This window comes from Pseudoalteromonas sp. KJ63-1 (assembly GCF_055808145.1).
Genome location: NZ_CM147855.1, coordinates 1,973,223 through 1,998,900 on the forward strand (window position 1 = coordinate 1,973,223; position 25,678 = coordinate 1,998,900).

Annotated in this window: 29 protein-coding genes; 8 read left to right on the top strand and 21 right to left on the bottom strand. The window is 39.4% G+C overall.

Translation table 11 applies throughout. The annotated features are described in order from the left end of the window. Positions 1 to 36: 36 nt before the first annotated feature. From AC0L7Q_RS09305 to AC0L7Q_RS09345, 9 genes are all read right to left on the bottom strand, one after another. Positions 37 to 750, bottom strand: a complete 714-nt coding sequence (locus AC0L7Q_RS09305) for an RluA family pseudouridine synthase (protein ID WP_409423343.1) — start codon at positions 748 to 750, stop codon at positions 37 to 39. A gap of 105 nt (positions 751 to 855) precedes the next feature. Continuing rightward, positions 856 to 1,464, bottom strand: a complete 609-nt coding sequence (gene recR / locus AC0L7Q_RS09310) for a recombination mediator RecR (protein ID WP_010388591.1) — start codon at positions 1,462 to 1,464, stop codon at positions 856 to 858. Between the two features lie 6 nt (positions 1,465 to 1,470). Then, positions 1,471 to 1,797: a YbaB/EbfC family nucleoid-associated protein gene (locus tag AC0L7Q_RS09315; RefSeq protein WP_010388590.1), complete on the bottom strand. Its 327-nt coding sequence runs from the start codon at positions 1,795 to 1,797 to the stop codon at positions 1,471 to 1,473. Between the two features lie 60 nt (positions 1,798 to 1,857). Further along, positions 1,858 to 4,197, bottom strand: coding sequence for a DNA polymerase III subunit gamma/tau (dnaX, locus tag AC0L7Q_RS09320; protein ID WP_413402396.1), 2,340 nt, complete (start codon positions 4,195 to 4,197; stop codon positions 1,858 to 1,860). A 3-nt stretch (positions 4,198 to 4,200) separates the two neighbouring features. Then, complete coding sequence (gene apt / locus AC0L7Q_RS09325) at positions 4,201 to 4,746, bottom strand: adenine phosphoribosyltransferase (RefSeq protein ID WP_008109316.1); 546 nt, start codon at positions 4,744 to 4,746, stop codon at positions 4,201 to 4,203. Positions 4,747 to 4,901: 155 nt separating this feature from the next. Further along, entirely contained in the window at positions 4,902 to 5,024 is a 123-nt protein-coding gene (locus AC0L7Q_RS09330) for a hypothetical protein (RefSeq protein WP_008109320.1), read from the bottom strand. A gap of 72 nt (positions 5,025 to 5,096) precedes the next feature. Further along, positions 5,097 to 5,849, bottom strand: a complete 753-nt coding sequence (locus AC0L7Q_RS09335; protein ID WP_413402399.1) for an HvfC family RiPP maturation protein — start codon at positions 5,847 to 5,849, stop codon at positions 5,097 to 5,099. A gap of 54 nt (positions 5,850 to 5,903) precedes the next feature. After that, positions 5,904 to 6,761, bottom strand: coding sequence for an HvfB family MNIO-type RiPP peptide maturase (locus AC0L7Q_RS09340; RefSeq protein ID WP_413402401.1), 858 nt, complete (start codon positions 6,759 to 6,761; stop codon positions 5,904 to 5,906). Between the two features lie 64 nt (positions 6,762 to 6,825). Beyond that, positions 6,826 to 7,314 carry an HvfA family oxazolone/thioamide-modified RiPP metallophore gene (locus tag AC0L7Q_RS09345; RefSeq protein ID WP_198523331.1) on the bottom strand — a complete coding sequence of 163 codons (489 nt, stop codon included), beginning with the start codon at positions 7,312 to 7,314 and terminating at the stop codon, positions 6,826 to 6,828. A gap of 190 nt (positions 7,315 to 7,504) precedes the next feature. Between AC0L7Q_RS09345 and AC0L7Q_RS09350 the strand changes: the two genes are divergently transcribed. Beyond that, positions 7,505 to 8,485, top strand: a complete 981-nt coding sequence (locus AC0L7Q_RS09350; protein WP_409423350.1) for a tRNA-dihydrouridine synthase — start codon at positions 7,505 to 7,507, stop codon at positions 8,483 to 8,485. A 59-nt stretch (positions 8,486 to 8,544) separates the two neighbouring features. Continuing rightward, entirely contained in the window at positions 8,545 to 8,871 is a 327-nt protein-coding gene (locus AC0L7Q_RS09355) for a TraR/DksA C4-type zinc finger protein (protein WP_409423351.1), read from the top strand. Positions 8,872 to 8,885: 14 nt separating this feature from the next. Here the strand turns inward: AC0L7Q_RS09355 and AC0L7Q_RS09360 are convergent, their stop codons facing one another. From AC0L7Q_RS09360 to pyrC, 9 genes are all read right to left on the bottom strand, one after another. Next, the gene (locus tag AC0L7Q_RS09360; RefSeq protein ID WP_409423352.1) at positions 8,886 to 9,929 is read right to left on the bottom strand and encodes a hypothetical protein; all 1,044 of its coding nucleotides are present in this window, start codon (positions 9,927 to 9,929) and stop codon (positions 8,886 to 8,888) included. 61 nt (positions 9,930 to 9,990) lie between these two features. Beyond that, complete coding sequence (locus tag AC0L7Q_RS09365; protein WP_138609409.1) at positions 9,991 to 11,250, bottom strand: tetratricopeptide repeat protein; 1,260 nt, start codon at positions 11,248 to 11,250, stop codon at positions 9,991 to 9,993. 11 nt (positions 11,251 to 11,261) lie between these two features. Further along, positions 11,262 to 11,876: an energy transducer TonB gene (locus AC0L7Q_RS09370; protein WP_010388569.1), complete on the bottom strand. Its 615-nt coding sequence runs from the start codon at positions 11,874 to 11,876 to the stop codon at positions 11,262 to 11,264. Continuing rightward, complete coding sequence (locus tag AC0L7Q_RS09375; RefSeq protein ID WP_138609413.1) at positions 11,876 to 12,280, bottom strand: ExbD/TolR family protein; 405 nt, start codon at positions 12,278 to 12,280, stop codon at positions 11,876 to 11,878. Before AC0L7Q_RS09375 ends, AC0L7Q_RS09370 begins: the two co-directional genes overlap by 1 nt. Before the next feature lie 14 nt (positions 12,281 to 12,294). Next, a complete protein-coding gene (locus AC0L7Q_RS09380; protein WP_004588135.1) occupies positions 12,295 to 12,819 on the bottom strand; it encodes a MotA/TolQ/ExbB proton channel family protein in 525 nt (174 codons plus the stop codon). Beyond that, positions 12,819 to 14,183, bottom strand: coding sequence for a MotA/TolQ/ExbB proton channel family protein (locus tag AC0L7Q_RS09385; RefSeq protein WP_010388563.1), 1,365 nt, complete (start codon positions 14,181 to 14,183; stop codon positions 12,819 to 12,821). The genes AC0L7Q_RS09380 and AC0L7Q_RS09385 overlap by 1 nt, the downstream gene beginning before the upstream one ends. 6 nt (positions 14,184 to 14,189) lie before the next feature. Further along, positions 14,190 to 14,960: a DUF3450 domain-containing protein gene (locus tag AC0L7Q_RS09390; protein ID WP_013465204.1), complete on the bottom strand. Its 771-nt coding sequence runs from the start codon at positions 14,958 to 14,960 to the stop codon at positions 14,190 to 14,192. An 873-nt stretch (positions 14,961 to 15,833) separates the two neighbouring features. Next, positions 15,834 to 16,037, bottom strand: a complete 204-nt coding sequence (locus AC0L7Q_RS09395) for a cold-shock protein (protein WP_004588138.1) — start codon at positions 16,035 to 16,037, stop codon at positions 15,834 to 15,836. A 407-nt stretch (positions 16,038 to 16,444) separates the two neighbouring features. Next, positions 16,445 to 17,485 (bottom strand): dihydroorotase, encoded by a 1,041-nt coding sequence (gene pyrC / locus AC0L7Q_RS09400; protein WP_178956235.1) that lies wholly within the window; start codon positions 17,483 to 17,485, stop codon positions 16,445 to 16,447. 206 nt (positions 17,486 to 17,691) lie between these two features. Here pyrC and AC0L7Q_RS09405 point away from each other — a divergent pair, with 206 nt between their 5' ends. The 3 genes from AC0L7Q_RS09405 to AC0L7Q_RS09415 all read left to right on the top strand — a co-directional run bounded on the left by AC0L7Q_RS09405 (position 17,692) and on the right by AC0L7Q_RS09415 (position 22,308). Continuing rightward, on the top strand, positions 17,692 to 20,061 hold the full coding sequence (locus AC0L7Q_RS09405; RefSeq protein ID WP_409423354.1) for an EAL domain-containing protein: 2,370 nt from the start codon (positions 17,692 to 17,694) through the stop codon (positions 20,059 to 20,061). A 540-nt stretch (positions 20,062 to 20,601) separates the two neighbouring features. Continuing rightward, the gene (locus AC0L7Q_RS09410; RefSeq protein WP_413402409.1) at positions 20,602 to 21,489 is read left to right on the top strand and encodes a LysR family transcriptional regulator; all 888 of its coding nucleotides are present in this window, start codon (positions 20,602 to 20,604) and stop codon (positions 21,487 to 21,489) included. A 54-nt stretch (positions 21,490 to 21,543) separates the two neighbouring features. After that, positions 21,544 to 22,308 carry a YdcF family protein gene (locus tag AC0L7Q_RS09415; protein WP_409423356.1) on the top strand — a complete coding sequence of 255 codons (765 nt, stop codon included), beginning with the start codon at positions 21,544 to 21,546 and terminating at the stop codon, positions 22,306 to 22,308. A gap of 119 nt (positions 22,309 to 22,427) precedes the next feature. Here the strand turns inward: AC0L7Q_RS09415 and AC0L7Q_RS09420 are convergent, their stop codons facing one another. Then, positions 22,428 to 22,994, bottom strand: coding sequence for a DedA family protein (locus AC0L7Q_RS09420; protein WP_418157298.1), 567 nt, complete (start codon positions 22,992 to 22,994; stop codon positions 22,428 to 22,430). Positions 22,995 to 23,213: 219 nt separating this feature from the next. Further along, positions 23,214 to 23,966, bottom strand: a complete 753-nt coding sequence (locus AC0L7Q_RS09425) for a Nif3-like dinuclear metal center hexameric protein (protein ID WP_413402412.1) — start codon at positions 23,964 to 23,966, stop codon at positions 23,214 to 23,216. Between the two features lie 150 nt (positions 23,967 to 24,116). Here AC0L7Q_RS09425 and AC0L7Q_RS09430 point away from each other — a divergent pair, with 150 nt between their 5' ends. Then, positions 24,117 to 24,479 (top strand): hypothetical protein, encoded by a 363-nt coding sequence (locus AC0L7Q_RS09430; RefSeq protein ID WP_413402414.1) that lies wholly within the window; start codon positions 24,117 to 24,119, stop codon positions 24,477 to 24,479. 32 nt (positions 24,480 to 24,511) lie between these two features. Here AC0L7Q_RS09430 and AC0L7Q_RS09435 read toward each other — a convergent pair whose 3' ends face one another. Continuing rightward, positions 24,512 to 24,988 carry an HPP family protein gene (locus AC0L7Q_RS09435; RefSeq protein WP_409423360.1) on the bottom strand — a complete coding sequence of 159 codons (477 nt, stop codon included), beginning with the start codon at positions 24,986 to 24,988 and terminating at the stop codon, positions 24,512 to 24,514. Between the two features lie 101 nt (positions 24,989 to 25,089). Here AC0L7Q_RS09435 and AC0L7Q_RS09440 point away from each other — a divergent pair, with 101 nt between their 5' ends. Both AC0L7Q_RS09440 and AC0L7Q_RS09445 read left to right on the top strand, forming a co-directional pair. Then, entirely contained in the window at positions 25,090 to 25,251 is a 162-nt protein-coding gene (locus AC0L7Q_RS09440) for a hypothetical protein (protein WP_409423361.1), read from the top strand. Between the two features lie 11 nt (positions 25,252 to 25,262). Further along, positions 25,263 to 25,664 (top strand): hypothetical protein, encoded by a 402-nt coding sequence (locus tag AC0L7Q_RS09445; RefSeq protein WP_409423362.1) that lies wholly within the window; start codon positions 25,263 to 25,265, stop codon positions 25,662 to 25,664. Positions 25,665 to 25,678 lie beyond the last annotated feature (14 nt).

Sequence of the window (25,678 nt, forward strand, 5' to 3'; positions counted from 1 at the left end):
AACCCCATTCAAAGACATTTTAAATGGGTTAATCAATTAAAAAGGCGTTATGGCATGCCCGTGCATTGGCTTATCAGTGCATGGATGAACAAAAAATAAATCGCTGGCATGCAATAATAATCGTTGAGCACTCTGCTCACTGCAATCATTTTTATATAAATCACATCCTAGTATGGGGTGGCCAAACGTTAGGCTATGTATCCTAAGTTGATGAGTGCGTCCAGTTATAGGAGTAAAATCGACCAAGGTTTTTTGCTCTTTGTTAAAACGTTTAACCACTTTAAATTGAGTCTGCGCGGATTTGCCGCTCTGGTGGCAAATTTTCACTTTCGGAAATAACATTTTATCTTTTGCTATAGGCGCAGTAATCACTCCTTGAGACTCAGCAACCAACCCTGAGAGCATTGCGCGGTATTGTTTTTTAACACTTCGGGATTGAAATTGCAGATTCAGTGCTTTAGCTGCTTGCTCGTTAAGTGCTACCACCATCACTCCGGAGGTACCCAAATCTAAACGGTGGGGTAATATCGCAGTAGGAAACGCTGCGGTAACGCCTTGTTGACCATTAACAAGCCTATAGTGAACCGAATCCCAGTTAAGAGGGTTTTTACCCGACAAGCTTAACAAACCGCTAGGTTTATTGATCAACAAAATATCATCATCTTGATAAATGATTTCTATCTGTTCATGGCAAACAAGTGCGATAAAATTATCAACAATCACATTAGCACTTTGGGTTATTGCAGCCATACCATCCTTAAACTTTTGTTTATATTGCAATCAAAGTCAATAAAAAAGCCTACATCATGTATGTAGGCTTTTAAAATAAATTCAAATAGTTAAGCTTAAAATAAACTATTCATGGCTGACTAAGCGCCTGCCGCTAAATGCATGCATTAAGGTTGTGCCATCGACTAAATCAAGCTCGCCACCCACAGGAATACCGTGAGCAATTCGCGATGCACCCACTTTGTATTTATGACACAGCTGGGCAATATAATGAGCCGTTGTTTCACCTTCAACCGTAGGGTTAGTGGCTAATATAACTTCATTTATGCCGCCATGGGCAAGCTTTTGCTCAAGCACGTCTAGCCCTATTTCTTTAGGGCCTATGCCATCAATAGGTGACAAATGCCCCATTAACACAAAATAGAGTCCTTTGTATTGGCCTGTCTGTTCAATCGCTAACACATCTGTAGGCGACTCAACCACACATAAAATGCCGCTGTCTTGGCGTTTAGTGCTTAAGCAAATATCACATTGTGCTTGCTCGGTAAACGTGCGGCACGACTGACAATGCCCTACAGCCGTCATCGCTTTTGTTAGCGCATTGCCAAGCTGAGTGCCACCTTTGCGGTCGCGCTCTAATAAATGAAATGCAATACGCTGAGCAGATTTCGGGCCAATACCTGGCTGACAACGAAGTGCTTCTATTAGCGATGTTAAACTATCTGAAAGTTGCATAGTTGCTTAGAACGGCATTTTCATACCAGGTGGTAATTGCATACCGCCTGTTACTTTGCCCATGCGCTCTTGAGTTTCTTCAGCAACACGGCGAACAGCATCATTACACGCTGCTGCAAGTAAATCTTCAATCATGTCTTTGTCGTCTTCCATTAAGCTTTCATCAAGCTCAACACGACGAACATTGTGATTACCAAGCATAGTTACTTTCACTAAACCAGCACCGGCTTCACCAACCACTTCCATTGTTGCGATTTCTTCTTGGGCTTTTTGCATGCGCTCTTGCATTTGCTGCGCTTGCTTCATCATGTTACCCATTCCACCTTTAAACATAATCGTCTCTCTTTCTTTTAATACATTAACTGGAGTATAAATAAGGGCACTGGTCGTTAATTACAATGCCTGAATACTGTTTTCGTCAATTTCAGCGCTAAATAGCTGTTGAAATTGTACTATATTTTCATCACTGGTGATCACATCAATCGCTTGCTGGTGACGACCTGCATCAATTTTTTGTTGAATCAAATAAGGTGAGTCAATCACCCCGCTAGCAAAATCAATATTAAGCTCAACGTTGTGTCCATAAATACTAGATAACGCCACATTTAACTTTTGACGTAACATTGGCGTATCTAAGTGCTTTTGCGATTCATCCACTTCAATATGGAAATGATTGTCTTGTTTGGTAAAAATTGAGTGCAATGCAAACTGGCGCATACGTCCGCCAAGTTCCATACGCTTTATTAAATAGGCCCACTCGTCTTGTTGATGGGCAAATCTAATTTCACTAATTGGGCTTTGAAAATCATCTGGAACCACAATACTAGGCTTTTGTTCAACAACAGGTGCTGGTTTTTGCGGGTTAATTTGCTCTAATAGCTCCGGTGCTAAATTTTCAGTAATCGTTTGATGCTTTGCTTTAAAGTCAACTTTACTGGCTGGCTTATTTGCTACCTGAGCTTGGCTCCCCTGTGCTGGGAGCTGAGGCTTTTTTTGCAGGTCATCGCTCACCTCATTATCCCATGGCGGTGGCTGCTGCGATACAGTTTGTGCTTCATTGCCCACCGGACGACTAAATTCGGATTTTGTCGGTGCTGGTTTTTCTTCAGTTGGCTTTTCAATAGCGGCACTTGAAAGCTTACCGGCACCCGAAATGTTTCTATCGCGTAAAATACGCGCTATTGCTGACTGTGCTCGCGCTTCTTGCTCACCCATTGATGACGCAGACTGTTCTGCGTTACTCGTGGCATTTGCTAACTCAGGGTTAAACCCTTGATCAACAGCGCTACTCATTACATCATCGTATTGTGCGGCAATGGTTTGTTCTACATCACTGTGCTGCATGTAGGCATCATCTTCGCTTTGACGCTGCGCTTGTTCATCACTTATTACAGGAGGGTTATCGACAATTTGAGACTGACTTTGTACCTGGCTTTGCTCAAGTTGTGTTTGGCTATTATCAGGCTGTGAAACCTCAGGCTCAGCGGCTTTTGTTGGCTGCGTATTACTTGCTAATGGCTGAGTTTGAGGAGTATTACTCTGCGCTGGCTTATTTTTATTTAAAATATCACGCAGTGCATTAGCCCGCCCTGCACTATTTTGCTCTGGCGTAGCTTGTGAGCTAGGTTCAGGTTGATTGGTTTGCAGCTGCGTAGGTTCAAATGCTAGCAATCTGAGCATAATCATTTCGAACCCTAAACGAGGCTCAGGTGCCCATTGTAAATCTTTTTTGCCGTTAAGTAATAGCTGGTAATACACTTGAATTTGTTGAGCATGGGTATGCGCTGCAACATGCTCAATGTAATCAGCGTTATTGCTATCAAGCGCCGCCGCTTCAGGGACTAATTGACTCAATTGAATCACATGCGTTAGCGCAATTAAATCGTCAAGCAGCGCAATGTAATTTGGATTTCGGCTAGCGACTTGTGCAACTTCATTCATCAGTGCAGTGCCATCTTGCGCTAATAATGCAGCAAGTAAGCTCTGACTGTAATGCGTGTCCATTAAACCAAGCATGTCTTGTACCGCTTGATTTTTAATATCACCATTTGTTTGAGCAATCGCCTGATCGGTCAGACTTAATGCATCTCGCATACTACCATCGGCCGCTTTGGCAATAATACTTAGCGCATCATTATCAAAGTTAAGCTGCTCATGAGTAAGCACATGCTCAAGCTGTTGCTTAATCTCAGCTTGCGACAATGCATTCAGATTAAACTGTAAACAGCGAGATAAAATAGTCACTGGTAATTTTTGAGGATCGGTGGTTGCGAGCAAAAACTTCACATGCTCAGGCGGCTCTTCAAGCGTTTTTAATAACGCATTAAAGCTGTGCTTTGACAACATGTGTACTTCATCGATGAGATATACTTTGTAACGTCCGCGCGTTGGCGCATATTGAACGTTATCGAGGATCTCACGCGTATCCTCAACTTTGGTGCGTGAAGCCGCATCTATTTCGAGTAAATCAATGTAGCGCCCTGCCTCTATATCAACACAGCTACTACATTGACCACATGGTGTGGCAGATATCCCCTCATCACAATTTAAGCTTTTGGCAAAAATACGAGCAATGGTGGTTTTACCAACACCACGGGTTCCAGTGAATAAATAAGCGTGATGCAGTCTATTTTGAGTCAGCGCGTTTACCAACGCCTGTTTTACATGAGACTGCCCAACCAATTCATGAAAGGTTTGAGGACGCCATTTTCTCGCTAGAACCTGATAACTCATCGATTATTCGCCTTCGAATTCAACCAATTTTAAAATATTGATGCCCATTTTTTCAATGCGTTGCTCACCACCAAGCTCTGGAAGTGATACAACAAAGGCAGCATCTGTGGCGTTTCCGCCTAATTTTGCAACCAACTTGGCTGTTGCTTCAATTGTACCACCGGTCGCCAACAAGTCATCGACTAATAATACTTTATCACCGGCTACAATCGCATCAGTATGAAGCTCTAGTGTATCTTCGCCATATTCGAGTTGGTAATCTTGGCGAATAACTTCGCGCGGTAATTTACCGGGTTTACGAACAGGGATAAAAGGGATACCCAAGGCATAAGATAGCGGTGCACCAAAAATAAAGCCACGTGATTCAGTGCCGATAATTTTAGTAAAACCTTGGTCTTTATAAGCATCAATAAATGCATCTATGGTTGCTTTAAACGCTTCAGGGTTTGCCATTAGGGTTGTTACATCGCGAAACATAATGCCCGCTTTAGGATAATCAGCAATTGTAGTAATGCTGTTTTTGATAATTGCTGGTGTTACTTGAGTCATAATTTTAACTGCTCAATGATTAATATTACAAAGCAGGTGATTATAACCTTAAGTGGTCGTAAATTGCGAGTTTGCGATAATTATAAAGTGTCGGGAGAGGGAAGTGATAAAAATGTAAGGCTGATGAAAAACAACAGCCTTAAAATAAAACCTGATTAAGTTAAGCTGGTGATCCAACCTAAAATGGCATTTAAACACCCTATTCCAGCAAATACGGCTAAGAATGCAAAAAAGTAAGCCGCATTGAACGGGTCTTTAAAGTCTTTATCATCTGACATGGGTACAACCTTTTATTAAGCACAACAAATAAAGGCGCTATAATAGACGATGTGAAATAATCAATAAAGAGCTTAGTCTTGATTTTTTGTCACTATAATTTGCCGCTGTGCCATAGCTGTTAAGGTACTCAGTGCCCCTTGTGTTATTTGCTCTAGATTAAATTGTGGTGCATTTTCACTAACCTGTTGGCAAACTTGCTCAAACGTAATCCCCGCATCATTTTCAATAATAGACAGTAGCATGGCGGTCATGGCGTTGGTTGCCAAAAATTGCACTTCATCATCCTCATCGCGATAAACAACAAAGAAATACGGCTGCTCTGAAGGCTGTTGAGGTTGAAATTCTTCACTAATATGTTGCACGGGATAGTCGTAGCTTAAGTTACGCGCTGTTTTAGATAAATACAAAGGAGAATGAGTAAGCTTGTTGTCGCTCAGAACAACCTCAAGGGGGTCAGCCTTCATTACAGACACGTCTAGTTCAATCCATTCATAATGGGCTAGCGCCAGCATAAATACCGGATCAGACTCTTTAGGTACATAGCTTGTCATTAAATAGGTAATAAATTCTTCACCAATATCTAAAAAATAAGGAGACTGGCAATCATGTTCACTAAAAAATTGACGAACCAGTAATAGCCACTGTTGATCACTATAGAGTGTTTTTAAAACTGGAAATGCCGATGAAACAAAGCCATTAATATTATTAAAAAACAGATCCCGGTAAATGGCCATTCGTCTGTCTTCAACATCAGTTGGACAGGGCTGCTTATTAGGCTCTCGAATATGGGCCATAAACTCATTTTGTACATCAATAAAACTCATAACAACAACTCTTTTGAAACCCTAAAATAGCAAGTACTTGTTAAGCATAAAAAGCTAAGCGCTTTGTGCTGTTGATAACAACTTAAGATGCTTTGCTTGTAATTGATGGATTATATCCAACTCTTTGATTAACACATTAATAGGCGGAATATTAAAATCTCGCTCTAGCAGTGTGGGAAAAACACCATGTGCTTGATATGCGCTATCGAGCAATTGCCAGACAGGGTCGATAACATCAGCACCGTGCGTATCGATAATGAGATCATCAGCTTCATTGTAGTGACCTGCAACATGGCAATAGGCAATTTTATTAGTTGGTAGCCCACTTAAAAACGCTTGTGCATCATAACCATGATTAATCGAGTTCACATAAATATTATTAACGTCTAATAGCAGCTGGCAGTCTGCGTCTTCTAAAATAGCATTGGTAAATTCAAGCTCTGATAGTTGCTGGCCAGGGGCCCCATAATAAGACACATTCTCCAGCACAAGTGGTCGCTCTAATATATCTTGTACCTGCTTAACCCGGGAAACGACATGTTTAATCGCTTCTTCAGTAAAAGGAATTGGCATTAAGTCATACATATGGCCTTTACCTGAGCAATAGCTTAAATGTTCGCTATAGGCCTTAATATTGTGGTGATCAAAGAAAGATTTTAACGACTTTATAAATTCAATATCGAGCGGCTCAGGCGAGCCAATAGAAAGTGACAAACCATGACAAACAAAGTGATTATTATTAGTTAACTGTTTAAATTGCTTTTCAAAGCGCCCACCTAGCTTTAACCAGTTCTCTGGAGCCACTTCCATAAACTCAATTTGTTTTGGTATAGCATGCTCAAGCTCATCAAGCATTTCTCTTCGCAAGCCTAAACCGACCATGCCAAAGTTAGGCGTTTGATTTTGAGCCATAATAAAACCTCATATTAAATAAAAAGGGCCTAATGGCCCTCTCACTTATCTGAAAAAGAAAAGTTTAGTGGCTACCACCACATTTACCTTCGCCACATTTGCCTTCTTTTTTGGCCTTAGCATCGCCACCACATTTACCTTCGCCGCACTTGCCTTCTTTTTTAGCCTTAGCATCGCCGCCACATTTACCTTCGCCGCACTTGCCTTCTTTTTTAGCCTTAGCATCGCCGCCACATTTACCTTCGCCGCACTTACCTTCTTTTTTGGCCTTAGCATCACCGCCGCATTTACCTTCGCCGCACTTGCCTTCTTTTTTCGCTTTAGCGTCGCCGCCACATTTTCCTTCGCCGCACTTGCCTTCTTTTTTCGCTTTAGCGTCGCCGCCACATTTGCCTTCGCCGCACTTGCCTTCACCAGCGTCTAATTGATAACCAGCTACCATTTGTTGAAACTCAAATGGATTAGCTTGAACATCAGTACTCGCCATACTTGCGCTGCCAACAACCACTGCGCCTAATGTTAATGCAATTGAGTTTTTCTTTATTGTATTCATTTTTAATTACCTTTTAAACTTGTTGAACATCATTATAAAAGTAGACCGGTATTAAACTAAAAACTTTCAAATTTTCTATTTTTTTTGCAAATAAGTTATTTAACTAACCATGAACTTTAATAAGCGTTTTATCAATTTATGATTTACAGGTAAACTGGCGCTCCTTTTTTAGTAATACATTAATCACACTATGAAACTTATTTTAGCACCCATGGAAGGTGTCGTTGACTTTAAAATGCGGCAACTACTTACCGACATAGGCGGCTTCGATCTTTGTGTGACCGAATTTATCCGTGTTGTAGATACTTGCCTTCCAGATAAAGTATTCCACCGTTATTGCCCTGAACTTAAAAATGCGGGACTCACTCGTAGTGGTACTCCGGTTCGTATTCAGTTATTAGGCCAAGTAGCCGACGTATTAGCAGAAAACGCTGTAAAAGCAATTGGCTTAGGCTCTCATGGCGTTGATTTAAACTTTGGTTGCCCAGCAAAAACAGTCAATAAAAGCAAAGGCGGTGCTGTATTACTCAAAGATCCAGAACATATGTACTCGATTATAAAAACGGTAAGGGATGCCGTTGATGATGAGCATGAAGTAAGTGCTAAAATTCGCTTAGGTTTTGATGATGATAGTAACAGCCAAGAAATTGTCGATGCCGTTGTTAGCGCGGGTGCTAACAGCATTGCTATACATGCACGTACTAAACGCGATGGCTACAATCCACCCGCCTATTGGGAAAAAATTCCTCCTTTGGTCAAAGATAAAAAAATTGCAGTGGTCGCCAATGGCGAAATTTGGCAAATACAAGATGCACTTTTATGCCAAAAACGCAGTGGTTGTCGTGATTTGATGATTGGTCGTGGCGCCCTTTCACATCCTGATCTCGCAAGAAAAATTAAAGCGCAAGTTAATAACGAAAGCTACAACGAGCTCACTTGGGAGAATATTTTACACCATATTATTCATTCATCTATGCACCAAACAGCTAGCAAAGATAATAAATATTTTGCATCTCGAACAAAGCAATGGCTTGGTTATTTAAAACGCCAATATCCACAAGCTGGGCTATTATTTGATGAAATTCGTCGTTTAAAAGCAAAGGATGAGGTAGCCGAAGTATTAAAGAAATATGCGAAAGCGCCACAATTTGATGCAAATCATAACACCTAAACAAATCTAAATAGATAATAGCAGTATCACTACAAATTAACTTAAGGGTTATACTGCTAATGCACCATCAGCAACGACTAAACGATGAAATAGAAAGTGTTAAAGCAACGATATTAGGTTTGTTGTCACAATCAACTCACCCTACACATCAAAACTTACTCTGCATCCTAACCCAAACATCTAATGAAGAGTGGCTTGATTTAGCCGCTCAACAATTAGGTAATGAGTATAATCCGTTAATTGAACGAATGAACAAGCTTGAAGCAGCAATTAGTCAAATAGATATTGGTCAATATGGCTACTGCTGTGACTGTGAAGAGAAAATATCAGAGCAGCACTTAGAAAGAGACCCTGCTACTCAGCGGTGTGATAAGTGCGCTAAGTAGTAGCGCACTTAAGTTTAAATGAGTAATTGCGGTGCAAAACTAAATGATTGCCCTGGATAAAAAATAATATCCTCAACTAATATTCTCGCATCTTCTTCACTAATATTGAGACGTTTTAGTAAATTTAAGCGCGCTTGCGATAATGTCCACGCGTGGTAATGCACCCCAAGATCAGTTTCCATCATCGCTAAATAGAGCCGCTTATCTGCTGCCGTTAATTGCTTAGTACTAGCAAGTTGAGGTAGTAGCCTATAACCCGTTGACCAATCTAAACCTAATACTTGCGTCTCTTTTAAAAATGTTTCGCTAAGCTGCGATACATCAGACGTACCCACCGTTAATTGCTCGGTTGAGCTTTGCATTGTTTTAAATTTACTATCTATAAGGCTTAGCCACTCAAGCGGCGAAAGTACATCATTTGCAAAATAATTTAGTTTACTTTGGTACCACTGGCTGCCATTAGCAAGACCAGACAACCCAATGCTGCCTCTTGGCTTATACTGCATTAAGTAATTATTTAATACACTCAGAGACTCATTAAGCTCAATAGGTGTGTCAGTACTATTAATTGCTTGCTGCACATAGTGCTTTAAATAATTATGCTCTATTTTATTAAGCTTTAAGTTACTTTTCTCAGCGGCTTGTAGCTGTGATTTAACAAATATCAGCCACTGCTCAATGTTTTTATACTGAGCATCATTTTTAACTATCGAAAGCATGTTTGATAGCACATCAGTGTGTGCAGGCCATGCAAAATAACGCTCTGGAAACCGCTCAGCAATCACCAAATAATTTACTTGATGAGTTTGTGCAGCAGATAACTTCATTTGCATTAGCTGCTGGTAAATAGCGTGGCGACGCGCTAAATATGAATCAGTAAAAGGCAGTTGTTCATTACTGAGCCCTGTACTGTTTAAGTTCTTTTGTGCACTTAAAGCCGTATTAAGTGATATTAACGCGCTTTGTGCCTCTTTATAAGATGAAAACAAATCTGCTGGCTTTGAGCATGATGCTAAAAGCAAACAAAAGAGCAATGGAATAATAGGCGTTTTGTTCATGTTAATTCCAATAAAAAAAGCCCCAATGGGGCTTTTTAAAAATACTAGAGTACATTAAATATTAAATTTTAACACCGTTGCGAGCGGCTTTATCTTTAATATATGTAGCCCAACCTTTTGCAAATCTACGTGTGGTTGGATCGTCCATAGCTTTAGTAATAGCAGCATGTGCTTGCTTATACTTGCCTTGGTAGTAAAACGCTTCAGCTAAATCTGAATATATAGTACCTTTTTTGTCAGAGCCAAGCTCTAACGCTTTGTTCAAACGAACAACGGCAGCACTAAATTTTTCAGATTGTAGAAGTAATGAACCGGCTTTGCGATAAAGCTCAGCATCATTATCAAATTTAGCAGCTTCTTCGTAGTACTTAGCAGCCTTCTCTATATCTTTCGAACGATGGTAGTTACTAGCAATCGCACTCATGTTTTGCTTAGTGCGTTTAACTTTTTCTTCTTTAACGGCCTTTTCAAGCGTTACAGCTGCTTTGTAAGGAATTTCGTTTAAAGAGTAAAAATTAGCTAGAACTTTGTATTCAACTTCGTTTTCAAAGTAACCGTTCTTGTAAGCAACTTCCATAGTTGCTAGGCCTTTTTTGTATTCTTCGGTTTGTAAATAATACTTACCTAAGCCTACCCAAGACTTTTTGTCTTCAGGCCATACACGAACGATTTCTTCAGCAACTTTAACCATATTTTGATATTGCTTTTGCTCAAAATAGGCAGCTAATTTAAGTTGATAAGGAGCTTTATTAGGCTCTTTTGCTAACTTAATTGCTTTGTTTGCCGGCTCGAGAACCTCATTAAACTGTTTAAGCTCATAGCTTGCTTGCGCAATACGAGTGTAAACTTTTGGGTCTTCTTCGCCTGTAAAGTCCATCCAATCAGAATATGCTTGCTTTGCAGCATTGTACTGTTCAGTACCTGCATACATGTCACCTAAGGTTTTTAAACCTTGAGCCTGATCAGCAAAGTTTAATACATCTGGAGCAATCGCTGCTTTCATATACTTAATAGCAACTTTGTACTGCTCTTTTTGAGCATACATGCTGCCTAAGTAACGATTAACAGTTGCTTTGTCAAAGTCGTTAGACGGATCTAACTCTTTTAATAAAGCGATTGCACCATCAACATCATCTTCATTATACAAATCAAACGCTTTAATTACTTTTTTACCAGTACGTTCGCCCATGATTTTAGTTTTTGCTTTCTTACGCTCTTCAATTTTCGCGTAATCTGGCGCCGCTAAAACAGGTGCAGTTAATGCTGCACCTGACACAGACATAAGAATTGCAAGTGCAGTTACTTTAGAAAAATTTCTCATTACTCGCCTCCTTAGTTGCCTTGGTTAAGTTTAAAGTCTAGTTGAACTTGTAAACCAACTTGCTTTTGTGGTTTGCCGTCAATGATCTTAGGACGGTATTTCCACTTGCGCAATGCACGTTTAGCTTCACGGTCAAAGATACGTTTTGGATCTGCGTCGATTACATCAACGTCAATCACACCACCTAACTCATCAATTGTGAATGAAAGTTGAACCCAACCTTCTTTACCATCACGTGCTGCTTGTGTTGGATATTTTGGTTCAATACGAACGATCGGTGTCGCATCACCATCTCGTCCAAATGCACCTGGACCACTCAGTCCACCAGCCGTGCTTCCCACATCGATGCTTGGCATATTAAACGACAAGCTCGTACTTGGGTTGCTGTTTTCCGGCTGTGGCGGCTGCGGTTTAGGCGGCTGCTTTGGCGGTGGCGGAGGCGGAGGCGGTACACGCTTCCTCTCTTGCACCTTAGATTCAGGCGGATTCGTCATAATTTCGACTATGATCTGCTCTTTTTGTTCCGTATTACGGTCAGCCCCACCAGAGATGAGGTATGCCATGAAGTAGAACAAGCCGAAAGTAACTGCCCCACCTGCAATCAGTGAAAACAGAAAACGAATCATTACTGATCTCCAGCTATTGAAATTCTCAGGTTATCACCTGTCGCTTTAATCTGGTCCATCACTTTAACCACTGTGCCATGTTTTGCTTCTTTATCAGCTTGCAAAATTACAACATCTGTAGGTTGTTCTGCTAATAAACTTTCAATTTTTGCTGAAACACGTTCAACATCAACTTGCTGTTTATCAATCCAGATTGCACCGTCATTACGAATAGCAATAAAAATATTAGCATTTTTTTGCTTCGTAGCTTGGGCAGCTTTTGGTTTATTGACCTCGATACCAGCCTCTTTAACGAACGATGTAGTTACGATAAAGAAAATAAGCATGATAAATACGATGTCAAGCATTGGCGTCATATCTACCGCTGCTTCTTCTTCTTCACGAAAACGTTGTTTACGTGCCATATTTAATTCTCTCTCTAGTGATGAGGCATACTATCTACAAGTTTGGCTTTCACCATTCTCGCTCTTGCCTCAAGGCGTGAGCTAAAGAATACCCCAGATAGTGCCGCAACCATTCCAGCCATTGTTGGGATTGTTGCCATTGATATGCCTGATGCCATTAAACGTGCATTACCTGTACCTTGGGTTGCCATGGTTTCAAAAACCGCGATCATACCCGTAACAGTGCCAAGTAAGCCTATTAAAGGACATACAGCTACTAATGTTTTAATCAACAACATACGCTGATCTAATTTTTCAGACGCTTCAGAAATCCATGCTTCACGGATTCTGTGTGCGTACCAAGACGTAGTGTCTTGGCGGGCATCCCACTTGGCTACAATATCCTTCGTTAAACGAGGAAATTCAGCAAGTAGGAACCAATAGCGCTCAATCATTAAAACCCACATAAGAAAGAGTGCTATCGCGACCACGTATAAAACCTGGCCGCCTGTGCCAACAAAATCCCTGATAGATTCCCAGATCTCCATCAGGACTAGCATTAGGCTTTCTCCTTCTCCGCGTGAGTCGCGATGATACCCGCGCTTTGCTCATCAAGGATGTGTAATACCGACTTACTACGACCTGCAACAATAGAGTGAAGTAGGATAAGTGGTAGAGCTGCAATTAGACCTAGCGCTGTAGTTACAAGTGCTAGAGAGATGTTACCAGCCATGATCTTCGGATCGCCCGTACCGAACAATGTGATTGTTTGGAACGTTAGGATCATACCGATTACCGTACCTAGTAGACCTAGTAATGGTGCGATAGCAGCAAGGATCTTGATGATGTTAATACCCGCTTCGATGCGTGGCGTTTCACGAAGAATCGCTTCATCGAGTTTAAGCTCAAGGTTTTCAACATCTTGGTTTTTGTTGTCAGAGTACACTTTAAGAATACGACCCAGTGGGTTATTTGTATTCGGTGTAGACAAGTTCTTAAGCTGACCTTTGATCTTAGAAGTAGTAAGCGCTAAATCAACGAAACGTACTAAGAAGATTAAAAGACCTACAACAAGTAATACTGTGATGATGTAACCAACTTCAGCACCTTGCTCGTAGTACTCCATAAGAGACTTTTTCTGAGTGTTAATACGTAAAATTGCACCACGTGTAGGATCCACGTATACGCCAGCGTAGTTATCAGCTGAAGTACCTTCTAAATCAGAAATACCTTTAAGGATATAGCTGTCAGGTTGCTTACCTAGAGGCTGAATAGATTTAGTCTCTGGTGAGTAGATTAAGTATCCGTCGTCTGTAACTAAGTTGAAGTTACCGATACGTGTTACTTTTTTCATAGACGGGTTACCGTCAAGACCAGCAACTTCAGTTTCAAACGTTGAAACTTTTGCTGATTCAGTCATTTCTGTTTGAAGTGAAATCCAAAGTTCTTCTAATTCACGAACAGTTGGAAGTTCTTTAGCTGCTGCTAATGAACGAAGTACTTCAGCACGACCTGGTTTTTCAGCACTTACTAAAGATGCTTCAATTGAACCAATCGCATCTGCTGCTGCACGACGAACAACACCAAACATTTCACCTAACGTACCTTGAGCGTTTTGAAGAGCTTGCTCTTTTTCCGCTAAAGTATTTTCGTTTTGTGCATATTCTTTGCTAAGACGATCACCACGTGCTTTTTCAGCAGCTAGTTGGCTTTTCGCTTTGTTAAGTAACGCTTGCTTATCAGCACGATCTGACAAGAACTCTTGTTCACGTTGCTTATTGATTTTTCCTTCAGAGATACGCTCTTGCTTTACTTGCTCAAGAATTTTATCTAAAGCGTCAGTATTTGCATGTGCATTAAGCGCGGTACCGGCAGAAACAGACAGTACTGCTGCAACAGCAAAACCTTTAAATAGTTTCTTCATTATTGATTACTCCGCGCCAAAAATTGGTAGTTTAACAAGTTCTAGTGTCGCTTGCTTACGTGCCATACGGATCACTTCTTTAACAGGTTTTAGGTATTCTTCACCTAATTCTTTCCACTGTTTAGTGTTGTTATCCCACACCCAAGCGTGTTTTAGATCGAATGATTGCGCTACGTAAGTAATACGACCTAAACGACCGATATCAACGTTAATGCTACGACCATCAACATCTAAAGTACCTTGAGAAGCAGTTACAGCTGAGCTGTATGCTGTTTCAACAGTGTATGCTTCAAGAACCTGACGGAACTTTTCAGACGTTGTTACAGATGCAGATGCCATGATCTCACGTAATCTTTCAACGCGTCCAAGACGAGTTTCAAGGTTAAATGGAACGTCCGCTTTGATGAATTGCTCAAGCGTATCGATCATGCGATACATCAAAGGCACAACGTTTTGTTTAGTGTTATCGATAGTCGCGATTTGACGATCGAACGATGCGATAGACGCGTTTTGGTCTGCGACCAAACGTGCTACGTGATCGTTGTACACTTTCATAAGTTCAGTCTCATCAACGATGCTACGGTACTCAGCGATTAGCTCCTGAGTTTGACCATATACATTGTCAATTTTAGTTTGAGACTTAACCGCAGCCTTTTGAATTGTTTGACCTGCTTTTTGCACGTCATTCAAAGGATCTGCAATCACATTGCTGCTTGCAAATGCAAAAGCGCCAACCAACGCAGTTGCTACAAGACTCTTTCTGATTTTAACAGACATAGTTCCCAACCAATTAAGTAATGTTACTTTTATAATTTAATTATCAACCCGCTATGGGGAAGACAACCCTGATATCTTTTAATAGATATCAACTTACCAATAATGCTAAATGCATCATGTCATGTCAACTTCATGTTTAGCATAACCTATAAATAAATCAGCTTGTTTGTAAGATATTTACTGGGCTTGAACAAAAAAATTAACATTATTATAACTAACGTGATAAACACAATTTCTGTAAGCCCTGATATAGTAAGAATAACGATAACCACCACTGTTAATGTAAACAAAAATATAACATTTAAAATTAACTTAATCGTTGCTGAAAAAAATTAAAAATAAGCTAATTTTCTGTCCCGAATATTCATTTCGAAGGTTTTTTAACGCTTTTTACACAAAAAATACAGCTAATCGTTATTATTAGGTTATTCATCGCATAATAATAATGACGTGCAGATTTAATAAAAAGCAATACAAAGGAGGGGAAGATGATTACAAAAAATCATTTTTATTAACACCTGTGTTTTTTATCTTTATTGGCCTAAAGGTCTTATCTATTTTTAATATTTTTCCAAGCCCCAATCTCAACCTTAAGCAGTTGTATCATCCCTGAAGGATTAGAGTCAGATAGACTAATCGTAAGGTTAAATAAAGAATCTTTAATGCCCGATAGAATATTTAAATCATCAAGGTTTAAATTAAATAGATAGATAGATAGATAGATAGATAGATAGATAGATAGATAGAAGTTTAACTGAAGAAAGGTATAAAAAAGGAATGGTTTAGAAAGTTCAATAAGTTGTGCAGATTTTAATAAATTATGGTGAAACAGGTTAGTGCTTCACCACGATGAACTTAGGTTCACATAATAAATTATGCTACTTCTACGTTCTCAGCTTCTGGGCCTTTTTGACCTTGCTTGATGCTGAAAGTCACTGCTTGACCTTCGCTAAGAGTGCGAAAACCAGAACCAGTGATTGCGCTGAAATGTACAAACACGTCAGGACCATTTTCTTGTTCAATGAAACCAAAGCCTTTAGCTTCGTTGAAAAATTTTACTTTACCAGTAACCGACATACTAAATTTTCCTGTAAGTCAATAATTAAAATTCAGCCATATTATTATGGCAATATCCTCCCTGAGTCAATGCCCAAAAAACTGGAGGTGATAGTACAGGAAGAAGTAATAACCAAACCGGTAACCTTAAACGCAGCACAATACCGTAATTCAATACGCAAAAACTCAAAGCCAATTAAGGTTAACACATTAATATTTTTTTAGCTCTATTAATTGGGATTTATTTTTGAAGATTCATCGATTTATTACTTTCTTTGTAAGTTTCTAATTTTTAACGGGATAAACAGTTCATAATTTGTGTTTTTTATAAACAGAGTGTATTTTTTTAAAATATGGCCGATCTGCACAGCTTTTTGCTAACTTAAAATAAAAAAACCACCTTAGTTTTAGGTGGTTTTAAATTCTAATTATTTAACTTGCCAGTCAATAACACTATCTGCTTTGATTGGTACAACTTCTGAGTCCCCTAGCGAATAACTTGCTGGCACTGTCCAAGGTGCTTTCTCTAAGGTAATAGTGTCTTTATTACGCGCTAGACCATAAAAATCTGGGCCGAAGTGACTTGCAAAGCCCTCTAACTTATCAAGCGCCCCAGCCTCTTCAAAAGCTTCAGCATAAAGTTCAATAGCTGCGTGCGCAGTATAAGCACCCGCACAGCCACATGCTGCCTCTTTTTTGTCTTTGTAATGCGGGGCTGAATCCGTGCCTAAAAAGAATTTTTTACTACCACTTGTAGCTGCCGCCATGAGCGCTTGTTGATGAATATTACGCTTTAATATAGGTAAGCAATAATAATGTGGGCGTATACCCCCTGCTAGCATATGGTTGCGGTTATATAACAAATGATGCGCAGTAATTGTAGCTGCTACATTAGCCGAAGCATTTTCAACAAACTCTACCGCATCTTTTGTTGTTATATGTTCAAGGACAATTTTAAGCTCAGGAAAATCTGCGACAACGTCGCCTAAAATAGTATCTAAAAACACTTTTTCACGATCGAATATATCAATAGAAGAGTCAGTAACTTCACCATGTACGAGTAAAAGCATGCCAACTTCTTGCATTGCTTTTAATACTGGATAAATATTTTTTACTGATGTTACACCAGAATCTGAGTTAGTTGTTGCGCCCGCTGGGTAGAGTTTAGCTGCAAAAATTTTACCTGTCGCTTTTGCTTTTTTTATTTCATCAGGCGTCGTTTTGTCGGTAAGGTAAAGCACCATTAAAGGTTCAAACTGCCCTTGAGGTTTTGCAGCCATAATTCGCTCTCGATACGATAATGCGGTTTCTGTACACGTTGCTGGCGGAACTAAATTTGGCATAATAATCGCGCGGCCCATATAACGGCTAATATCACGCACCGTATCTTTTAACTGATCTCCATCACGTAAATGAACATGCCAATCATCGGGTCTAGTAATCGTTAAAGTTGTCATTTTGCTCGTCATCGTAAAGTCCTAATGCTTAAGTTAACTGATCATAGGCATATGGTGATTTCGAGTAAAGGGCTTATTAGAAATAATCCTCAGATACTACATATAAAGTTAACTTTACACTTGATGATTCTCATTTACCGTTTTATTTTGTAGAAACGTTAATATTAGGTTAACGTATGTACCTTTAATAATAATTATAAGGCCTCCCAAAGCTGCCTATGTCGAATACTATCGATACCACTAAAGCGCTCGAAACTAAAACGGATCAATTGAGTATAATTAATCAGTTCTCATCAAGTTTATTGCAACTGAATACGTTAGAAACGCTTTTTAGTTACGTCACCACACAAGTTGTTAATCGACTTGGGTTTGTAGATTGTGTTATCTACTTAGCAGATGACAGTCAGTCTTTGCTAAATCAAGTAGCTTCTATGGGTATTAAAAACGGGCATATCAGTTATCAATCTGAGCGAAAAATCATTCGCTTTAGCGAAGGCATTACAGGTTATGCAGCATCCACAGGGCAAGCTTTAATAATTGGCGATGTAACTAAAGACAACCGTTATATAGCTGATGAGCGCCCGGCTCAATCAGAAATATGCGTACCCTTGATATACAAAGATCGTGTCCTAGGGGTTATAGACTGTGAGCACCCAATAAAAAATTACTTTACTAGTTCACATTTAGAGATTTTAACCACCGTAGCTCACTTACTAAGTGCAAAAATCAATCAAGTGAATACCGTTAATAGTTTGCAAGACACTGTTATGCAGCTAAACAATGCACAAAAATTAGAAAGCAGCCTATTGCAAATAGCTAATTTAACTTATAAAGCACAAAATTTAGACACCTTCTTTCAATCTTTGCATGCGATTATTGACAGCTTATTGACTGCGAGTAACTTTTTTATTGCGCTGTACGACAAAAAAGAAGACGCGCTCGACTTTGTTTATACTGTTGAAGGCGGTGTACAAACAAATACCCACAAAGTTATTTCAAAAGAGCAACTAAAAGAAACAGCCTCTTACTATTTGCTGATTAATGAACGCCCACTGTTACTCAATAAACAGCAATACTTTGAACATATTGCACAAGGTCATTTTAAGCTAGTAGGTGAACAAGCGGATTCATGGCTAGGCGTGCCTTTTAAAGTTAATGAGCGCATGAGTGGCGTTATTGTCGTGCAAAGCTATGACAATCAACATTATTACAATGAACATGATAGCTCGTTGCTAACCTATGTAAGTCGACAAATAAGCATGGTTATAGATAGGCATTTAGCTCGTCAAGAGCTTGAGCACAAAGCGCTGCACGATGAGCTAACTGGGCTTGCAAACCGTTCGCTGTTAATAGAAAGGATGAAGCATGCAATTTTACGCCTAAATCGCGCAAAAAAAGGCACATTTCATGCCCTGCTCTATCTGGATTTTGACCGCTTTAAAAGTATTAATGATTCATTAGGCCATGAAGTAGGCGATCACTTTTTAATTGCTATATGTAAGCTTATTACTGAAACCGTTCGCAATACCGATACTTTCTCTCGCTTAGGTGGCGATGAGTTTGCTATTTTCATGGAAAATCTTAGTCATCGTGATCAAGTAAACGTTGCCCTGACTCGTATTAAAACGGCACTATCTGAACCCGTTAATATTGATGGCCATTTACTGCAGCCGTCCACCAGCATTGGCGTAGCATTTAGTGACAACGTAAATGATGAAGCATTTGTATTATTACAACAATCCGATGCGGCTATGTATGAGGCAAAATCATCAGGACGTGGTCAAGTTAAATTTTTTAATAATGTGATGCGTAATAAGCTAAAAACGCATGCAGATCTTGAAAACGACTTACAGCACGGTATTGAGCATAATGAATTTGAACTGTATTTTCAGCCTATATTTACTATTAACAGTAGTGAAGTTATAGGGTTTGAAGCTCTCGTACGTTGGCATCATCCAAAGAAAGGGTTTGTATCACCGAGCGACTTTATTCCAATTGCAGAAAAGACCGGGCAAATTATTAACTTAGACTTGCATTTACTCGACCTCGCAGCGCAACATATTGCTTTGTGGCAACAACAAGGTCATCGCTTTATACGTGTCACGGTTAATGTATCGTCTCGACACTTTGCCAGCTTAGAGTTTGTAGAGCAGCTCCATGAAATTTATAAAAAACACCAACTACCATTAGGCTCATTGTGTCTTGAGATAACAGAGTCGGGGTTAATTGAAAATTTAGAATTAGCGACGCAAATTATACAAGGATTATCGCCTTTAAAAGTGTTGCTTTGCCTAGACGATTTTGGCACTGGCTACTCTGCCTTAGGTTACTTGCATCAACTGCCTATTCATGTGCTAAAAATTGATAAAAGCTTTATTGATAATTTAAAAACTACTGCCAACCCGTTAATAGATGCTATTTTAACCTTAGCTATTTCTTTAGATCTTATTGTTATAGCCGAGGGAATAGAAACTGCTGAACAACTTACTATTTTACAAAAAACCCAATGTGATTACGGGCAAGGCTTTTTAAAATCAAAACCGGTTACAGCAAAAGAGGCTATTTCACTAATACACACCCCTCTTTAAGAAGCTAAGCACAGCTGGAATTTACAACCTCAAGTATTCAGGATTAAACTGACCGCTGTGCTTACTCGCTTTAATACTCTTAAATAATTTAACCCAGTTTGTAAGAGCATACCAATTAAGCCTTGATGCTAACCTTAACAACATGTTTTACAACAACATAGTAATTGTTAAAAACATAACTTATTCCATAACCAAACTCACCCTACTCTGTTTTTAATTTCTGTTTAACTATTAAACCTAATTTATGTAATTCACCGATATAAAAATTCATTACAAATTTTTAGATAACATTAGGACCTATTGATTTCACAATCATCGACAAGCCCCCATTTAACACCTTATTTAACATGAGCTAAATTCAACAACAAAAAAATAACAAAAGATCATCTGACTGTGTAAAGTTAATAAATTTAATGTTTGTAGTAAAAAACACACCAAACCTCATTATTATAGCCATCTAGACGTTGAAACGATTTTTATATAGGCGTAGTATGTAGTTAATCTAAGCAATACTCACCATAGCCATGAGATTTATTAAAGATGATTGACATTAAACACCTGAAAACTATAGCGACCCTCAAAGAAACGGGATCGTTAGTTAATACAGCCCGCGAGCTATTTTTAACTCAGTCAGCTTTATCACATCAAATCAAGGACTTAGAAAATAAATTAGACTGTCAGTTGTTCGAGCGAAAAACTCAACCCGTCCGATTTACACCTCAAGGTATGTTGTTACTTGAATTGGCACACGACATATTACCTAAATTAGAAGCAACTAAATGCCGATTAAAAGAAAGTTTAAATCAGCCAATATCACAGTTGCGTCTAAGCGTAGAATGTCATGCCTGTTTTCATTGGTTGTTGCCTACTATTAAAGAGTTTAATAATTTTTGGCCTGACATAAAGATTGATTACGAGCGTGGTTTTAGCTATGACGCCATCCCAGACTTATTAAATGATGAATTAGACCTAGTGCTTACATCAGATGTGCGTGAACCCGACAAACTAGAATACGCCCACCTATTTGACTTTAAACTTAAGCTAATAGTGGCGCCGGATCATGACTTAGCTAAAAAAGCCTACGTAACTGCGCTTGATTTAAAAAACGAAACTATTATTTCTTACCCTATTCCGCGTGAGCGCCAAGATATATTTAAGCATTTTATTCAAAATGCGCGTTTTGATGGCACGCTTAAAACAGTTGATCAAGGTTTACTTATATTTCAATTAGTCAGTGCAGGTATGGGGGTAGCGGCCCTACCCGACTGGCTAGTTACCCCTTATGAAAGCCAGGGGTTAATTAAGTCAATTCCATTGGGCGCGCTTGGTTTAACCCGCCCGATGTACTTAGCGATGAAAAAAGAGATGAAAGACAACCCTGTTTACCGTCACTTTTTAAACACCTGTAAATTAAATAACGGTCGATAAATCTTAAGCTTATGAGTAACATATTGGTAAATATATTCAACCGTGTTACTCATTATGTTTGAACTTAAAAAAATACTGGGCGGCTTACTTATGCCGTTACCATTACTGGGCTTGCTCAGTCTAATACTACTTATTTTTGCACTCAAACAACGAAAGCTTGTTATTACCTTATCTTTTTTGAGTCTCGCAACCTTACTACTTGCCAGCACGCCTTGGTTTGCCAACTTATTGATTAAACATAATCAACCTACTTCATTGGCTTTTAATTTCCTTAAGCACCCCAAAATAGACAAAATTGTGGTGCTTGGCTGTGATATAAACCCTAACCCGGCACTCAGCGCTAATAGTCAGCTAGGAAATTGTGCATTAACACGTTTAGTGGAAGGCATTAGGCTCACAAATATATATCCGCGAGCTCAGCTAATTGTATCGGGTGGGGGTTATGAAAAAATCACCAACAGCGCACTCATGTATAAAACGGCAATTAGCTTGGGTATTAATAAAAATCGTATTGTACAAAATCCAAACGCAATGGACACAGCGCAAGAAGCCGCATTTTTAGCCTCAAAACTTGTCGACTATAATACCGCTTTAGTTACTTCTGTAAGCCATATGCCCAGAGCAATAAATTTATTTAATGCACAAGGTATCACTGTGATCCCTGCAGCAACTGACTACCACAACTTTGCCGCTTACCCGTGGTACAAGCAACTCATACCCAACGTAAAAGCATTATTAGTGGTAACTCAATTTGCCCATGAAGTTGTCGGTGATGCATGGATAAAAATACGTCGTACAATAAATCCGGAAGCTCTTTGATTTATTAAATCTTTATTTAGCTAAATATATTACCCCCTGAAAAACTGCGGTGATTAGTTTATTAACAGGGGGTATTAAAAAATAAAAAACACTATTAGCTATAAACAAATCTATATTTGTTATTGTTGATGGGTTTTAACCTCTGCAGCTTGGTTCCAAAGACGATACAGTGTGAGCAAGAATACACAAAGAAATAATAAGCTGAGGGCTGTTAGGTTCTCAACCCCAAAAGAATCAAAGGTAGCGCCAAAAGTAAAGCCTCCACCAACTAAAACAACGACCCAAGCCAGTGCAGAGCATGTATTTAATAGGCTAAAACGGCGCCAACTAATCGAGGTGAGCCCAATCGGTAGAGCACCAATAGTACGAAGCCCTTTTGGATACCGATATAAAAAAATGTAGGCAGTGCCATAACGATTTGCAAGCTCAGAGGCTGTTTTAAATAACCGACCTAGTCGGTTTGGCTTTTCAAGCCATGTAGTGCCATATGTTCTTGCGAGAGCAAATCGTAATTCATCCCCCAAATATCCGCCCATAAAAGCTACCAGAGCAACATAGCCAACATCAAGTGCACCGGTATGTGCAGCATAGCCTGCAAATAAGGGTAACCACCCACTTTTTAAAGCACAATAGCCAAAAAGTAACAGATAAACCAACAACCCATATTGCTGTATTAAAGCTAACATGCCTTCCATTTTATACCTTTATTTTGGATTGCCTGGCGGCGAGAAAATAACATTTTAATTTAAACGGGATAATTGCAGCGAAAGATCTGTTATGTACCAATGTAATAGAAGCTTCCTGTGGTTTGATAAAGTAGTTAGTTTTTTTGAAGATTTTAAATAACCTACTCAGGATAAATGATGAGTAGGTTACATTAATGACATTGCTTTTACGGCAAGCGTTTACACTGGGTTATCTATATCAATAAATGTTACGTCAAAACTATATTGCTCTGCGAGAAGCTCTCCCAGCGCTTTAATACCGTATCGCTCGGTGGCATGGTGACCTGCAGCAAAAAAGTCGATATTTTGTTCGCGTGAACTGTGAATAGTTTGCTCTGATGCCTCACCGGTTAAGTAAGCATCTAACCCCTGCTCGGCTGCTAAGTCAATATACCCTTGCCCACCACCAGTGCACAGCGCAATGGTTTCAATTTTATCATTACGCACTAAGCTTTTTAGTGGCTCGCGATTGAGTACTTGGCCTATTTTTTTAGCAAATTCGCACCCCGTTATCGGCGTTTTTAACCGCCCTCTCATTGCGACACTGTTATTGACTGGCTCTAAGCCTGCTTCGATCTCAATATCAAGTAATTTCGCTAGCTGAGCGTTGTTGCCAATTTCAGGGTGAATATCTAAAGGTAAATGATAGGCAAATAAATTGATGTCGTTAGCTAAAAGCGCAGCCACACGACGTTTTTTCATGCCAGTGATTGGTTGCGACTCACCTTTCCAAAAGTAGCCATGGTGTACCAAAATAGCATCGGCATTTTTTTCAATGGCGGCATCAATAAGTGCTTGGCTTGCTGTAACACCGGTTACTATGGTGCGTATCTCATCTTTACCTTCTACCTGAAGTCCGTTTGGACAAAAATCGTTAATGGTTTCTGGTTTCAATAACGTGTTTAACAGTTGATTAAATTCTCTACGTTGCATACTACTTACCTTACTTTGCACTGAATTTTGTACAAATTTTGGCGGTTATGCGCTAAAAATGAAAGGAAAATCGCAAAAAATTGAAAAACAGTTCTAAAATAGGTATAAATACCTCTTCTTTATCTGTGAAAACAACGTATAGGGTCTCTGATGAGCAAACTAGACAAAACAGAAGTGTTATCTGCCTTTGAAGCTGCATATGAAGCTGCCAACGGTAAAAAACCTGAAATAACAACTAAACCTGGCTGGTACAGCGTTGATGGCGGCAAGAATATGCGCCTAGCTGATGTAGCAGAGCTGACTAAAGAATTAAGCTCTGGAAAGTCTACAAAAAAAGCTACAGTAAAAGCACCTGCTAAAAAAACTAAAAAAGCTGCTCCTGTAAAAGCACAGAAAAAAGCGCCTTTCACCGTGATCACTGAGAACGAAGAAGGTTACACAGCAGAAGAGCTTTGGATAGTAGAGCTTGCTCGTAAAGATCACGACTGTCGCCTACCGCGCGGTGTAGTGTAATTTACTGAGAGCTCAGTTTAAAAGAAACCGCGTTAAGCGGTTTTTTTATGTTTAGTTTCTATCAATAGCTGCAAAAACCAGGTCGCAACTAAACCACACAACACAATAAACACTGTCCCCGCAAGTACTGGCATTATTAAAAAATCCCAACTTTGGCTAGACTCTATGATTAAGATAGGGTTTGCACCGTCAGCAGGATGTATTGTTTTAGTGATCATCATCAAAGTTATAGCAATACCCACAGCCAGCCCAATCATAATCGCACTATCAGCACTATAATAGCTAAAAACAATCCCAATCATTGCGGTCAGCATATGCCCCCCTATTACGTTTTTTGGCTTAGCTAATGGGCTCTGTGGTACGCCAAAAACAAGTACAGCTGTTGCGCCGAATGGCGCCATTAACCAAATACCGTAATCACCCATATAATTTAGCCACGCCAAAAAACCCAAAACAAAAGTAGAAAAAACACCTGCGATTAATGCCGACTTTATTTGCTCACTATGCATATTACCTCCTCAAAAGTAGACAGACTTGTCTACATCTGCAATATAGACAAGTCGGTCTACCTATGTCAAGCTGTGTTTTTACTGCTCAAATTTGGAATATCATGGATAAACAACAACAAATAATCAGTACGGCACTGAGCCTTTTTTATAAAAAGGGTATACACGCTGTTGGTATTAATGAAATTTTAGCTGTATCCGGCATTGCAAAAAAACCTTATACAAGCACTTTGAAAGCAAAGATGCGCTTATTTGTGCATGCCTAGTCGCACGTGACATGCGCTTTAACGCTTGGCTGAAAAAAATATGTCTCCAGCCAAGTGCTATATTAGTCGCGCAAGCAATTTTTTTCGGACTGAAAAAGTGGATTAATAATGAGGTTTCAGAGTTAGGTAACTTTAATGGCTGTTTTTTTATTAATACTGCAGCTGAATACCCTACAGAGAATGACCCTATTGCCAAACTTTGCAAACAGCATAAGCAAACGAACTTTGAGATTATACTGTCAGCTCTTTTAGAAACCCCTGAATTTGCTCACAATAGAGAAAAAGCAATTGAAGCCGCACACCATTTACTCATTTTAAAAGAAGGGTTTATAAGTAGAGCAAAAGTGATGCATGATATATCAGTAGCTCCACCTAGTGATAATGTTTTAAAAGCGATAGTAGCAGTTGGTTAAATAAGTAAATACAA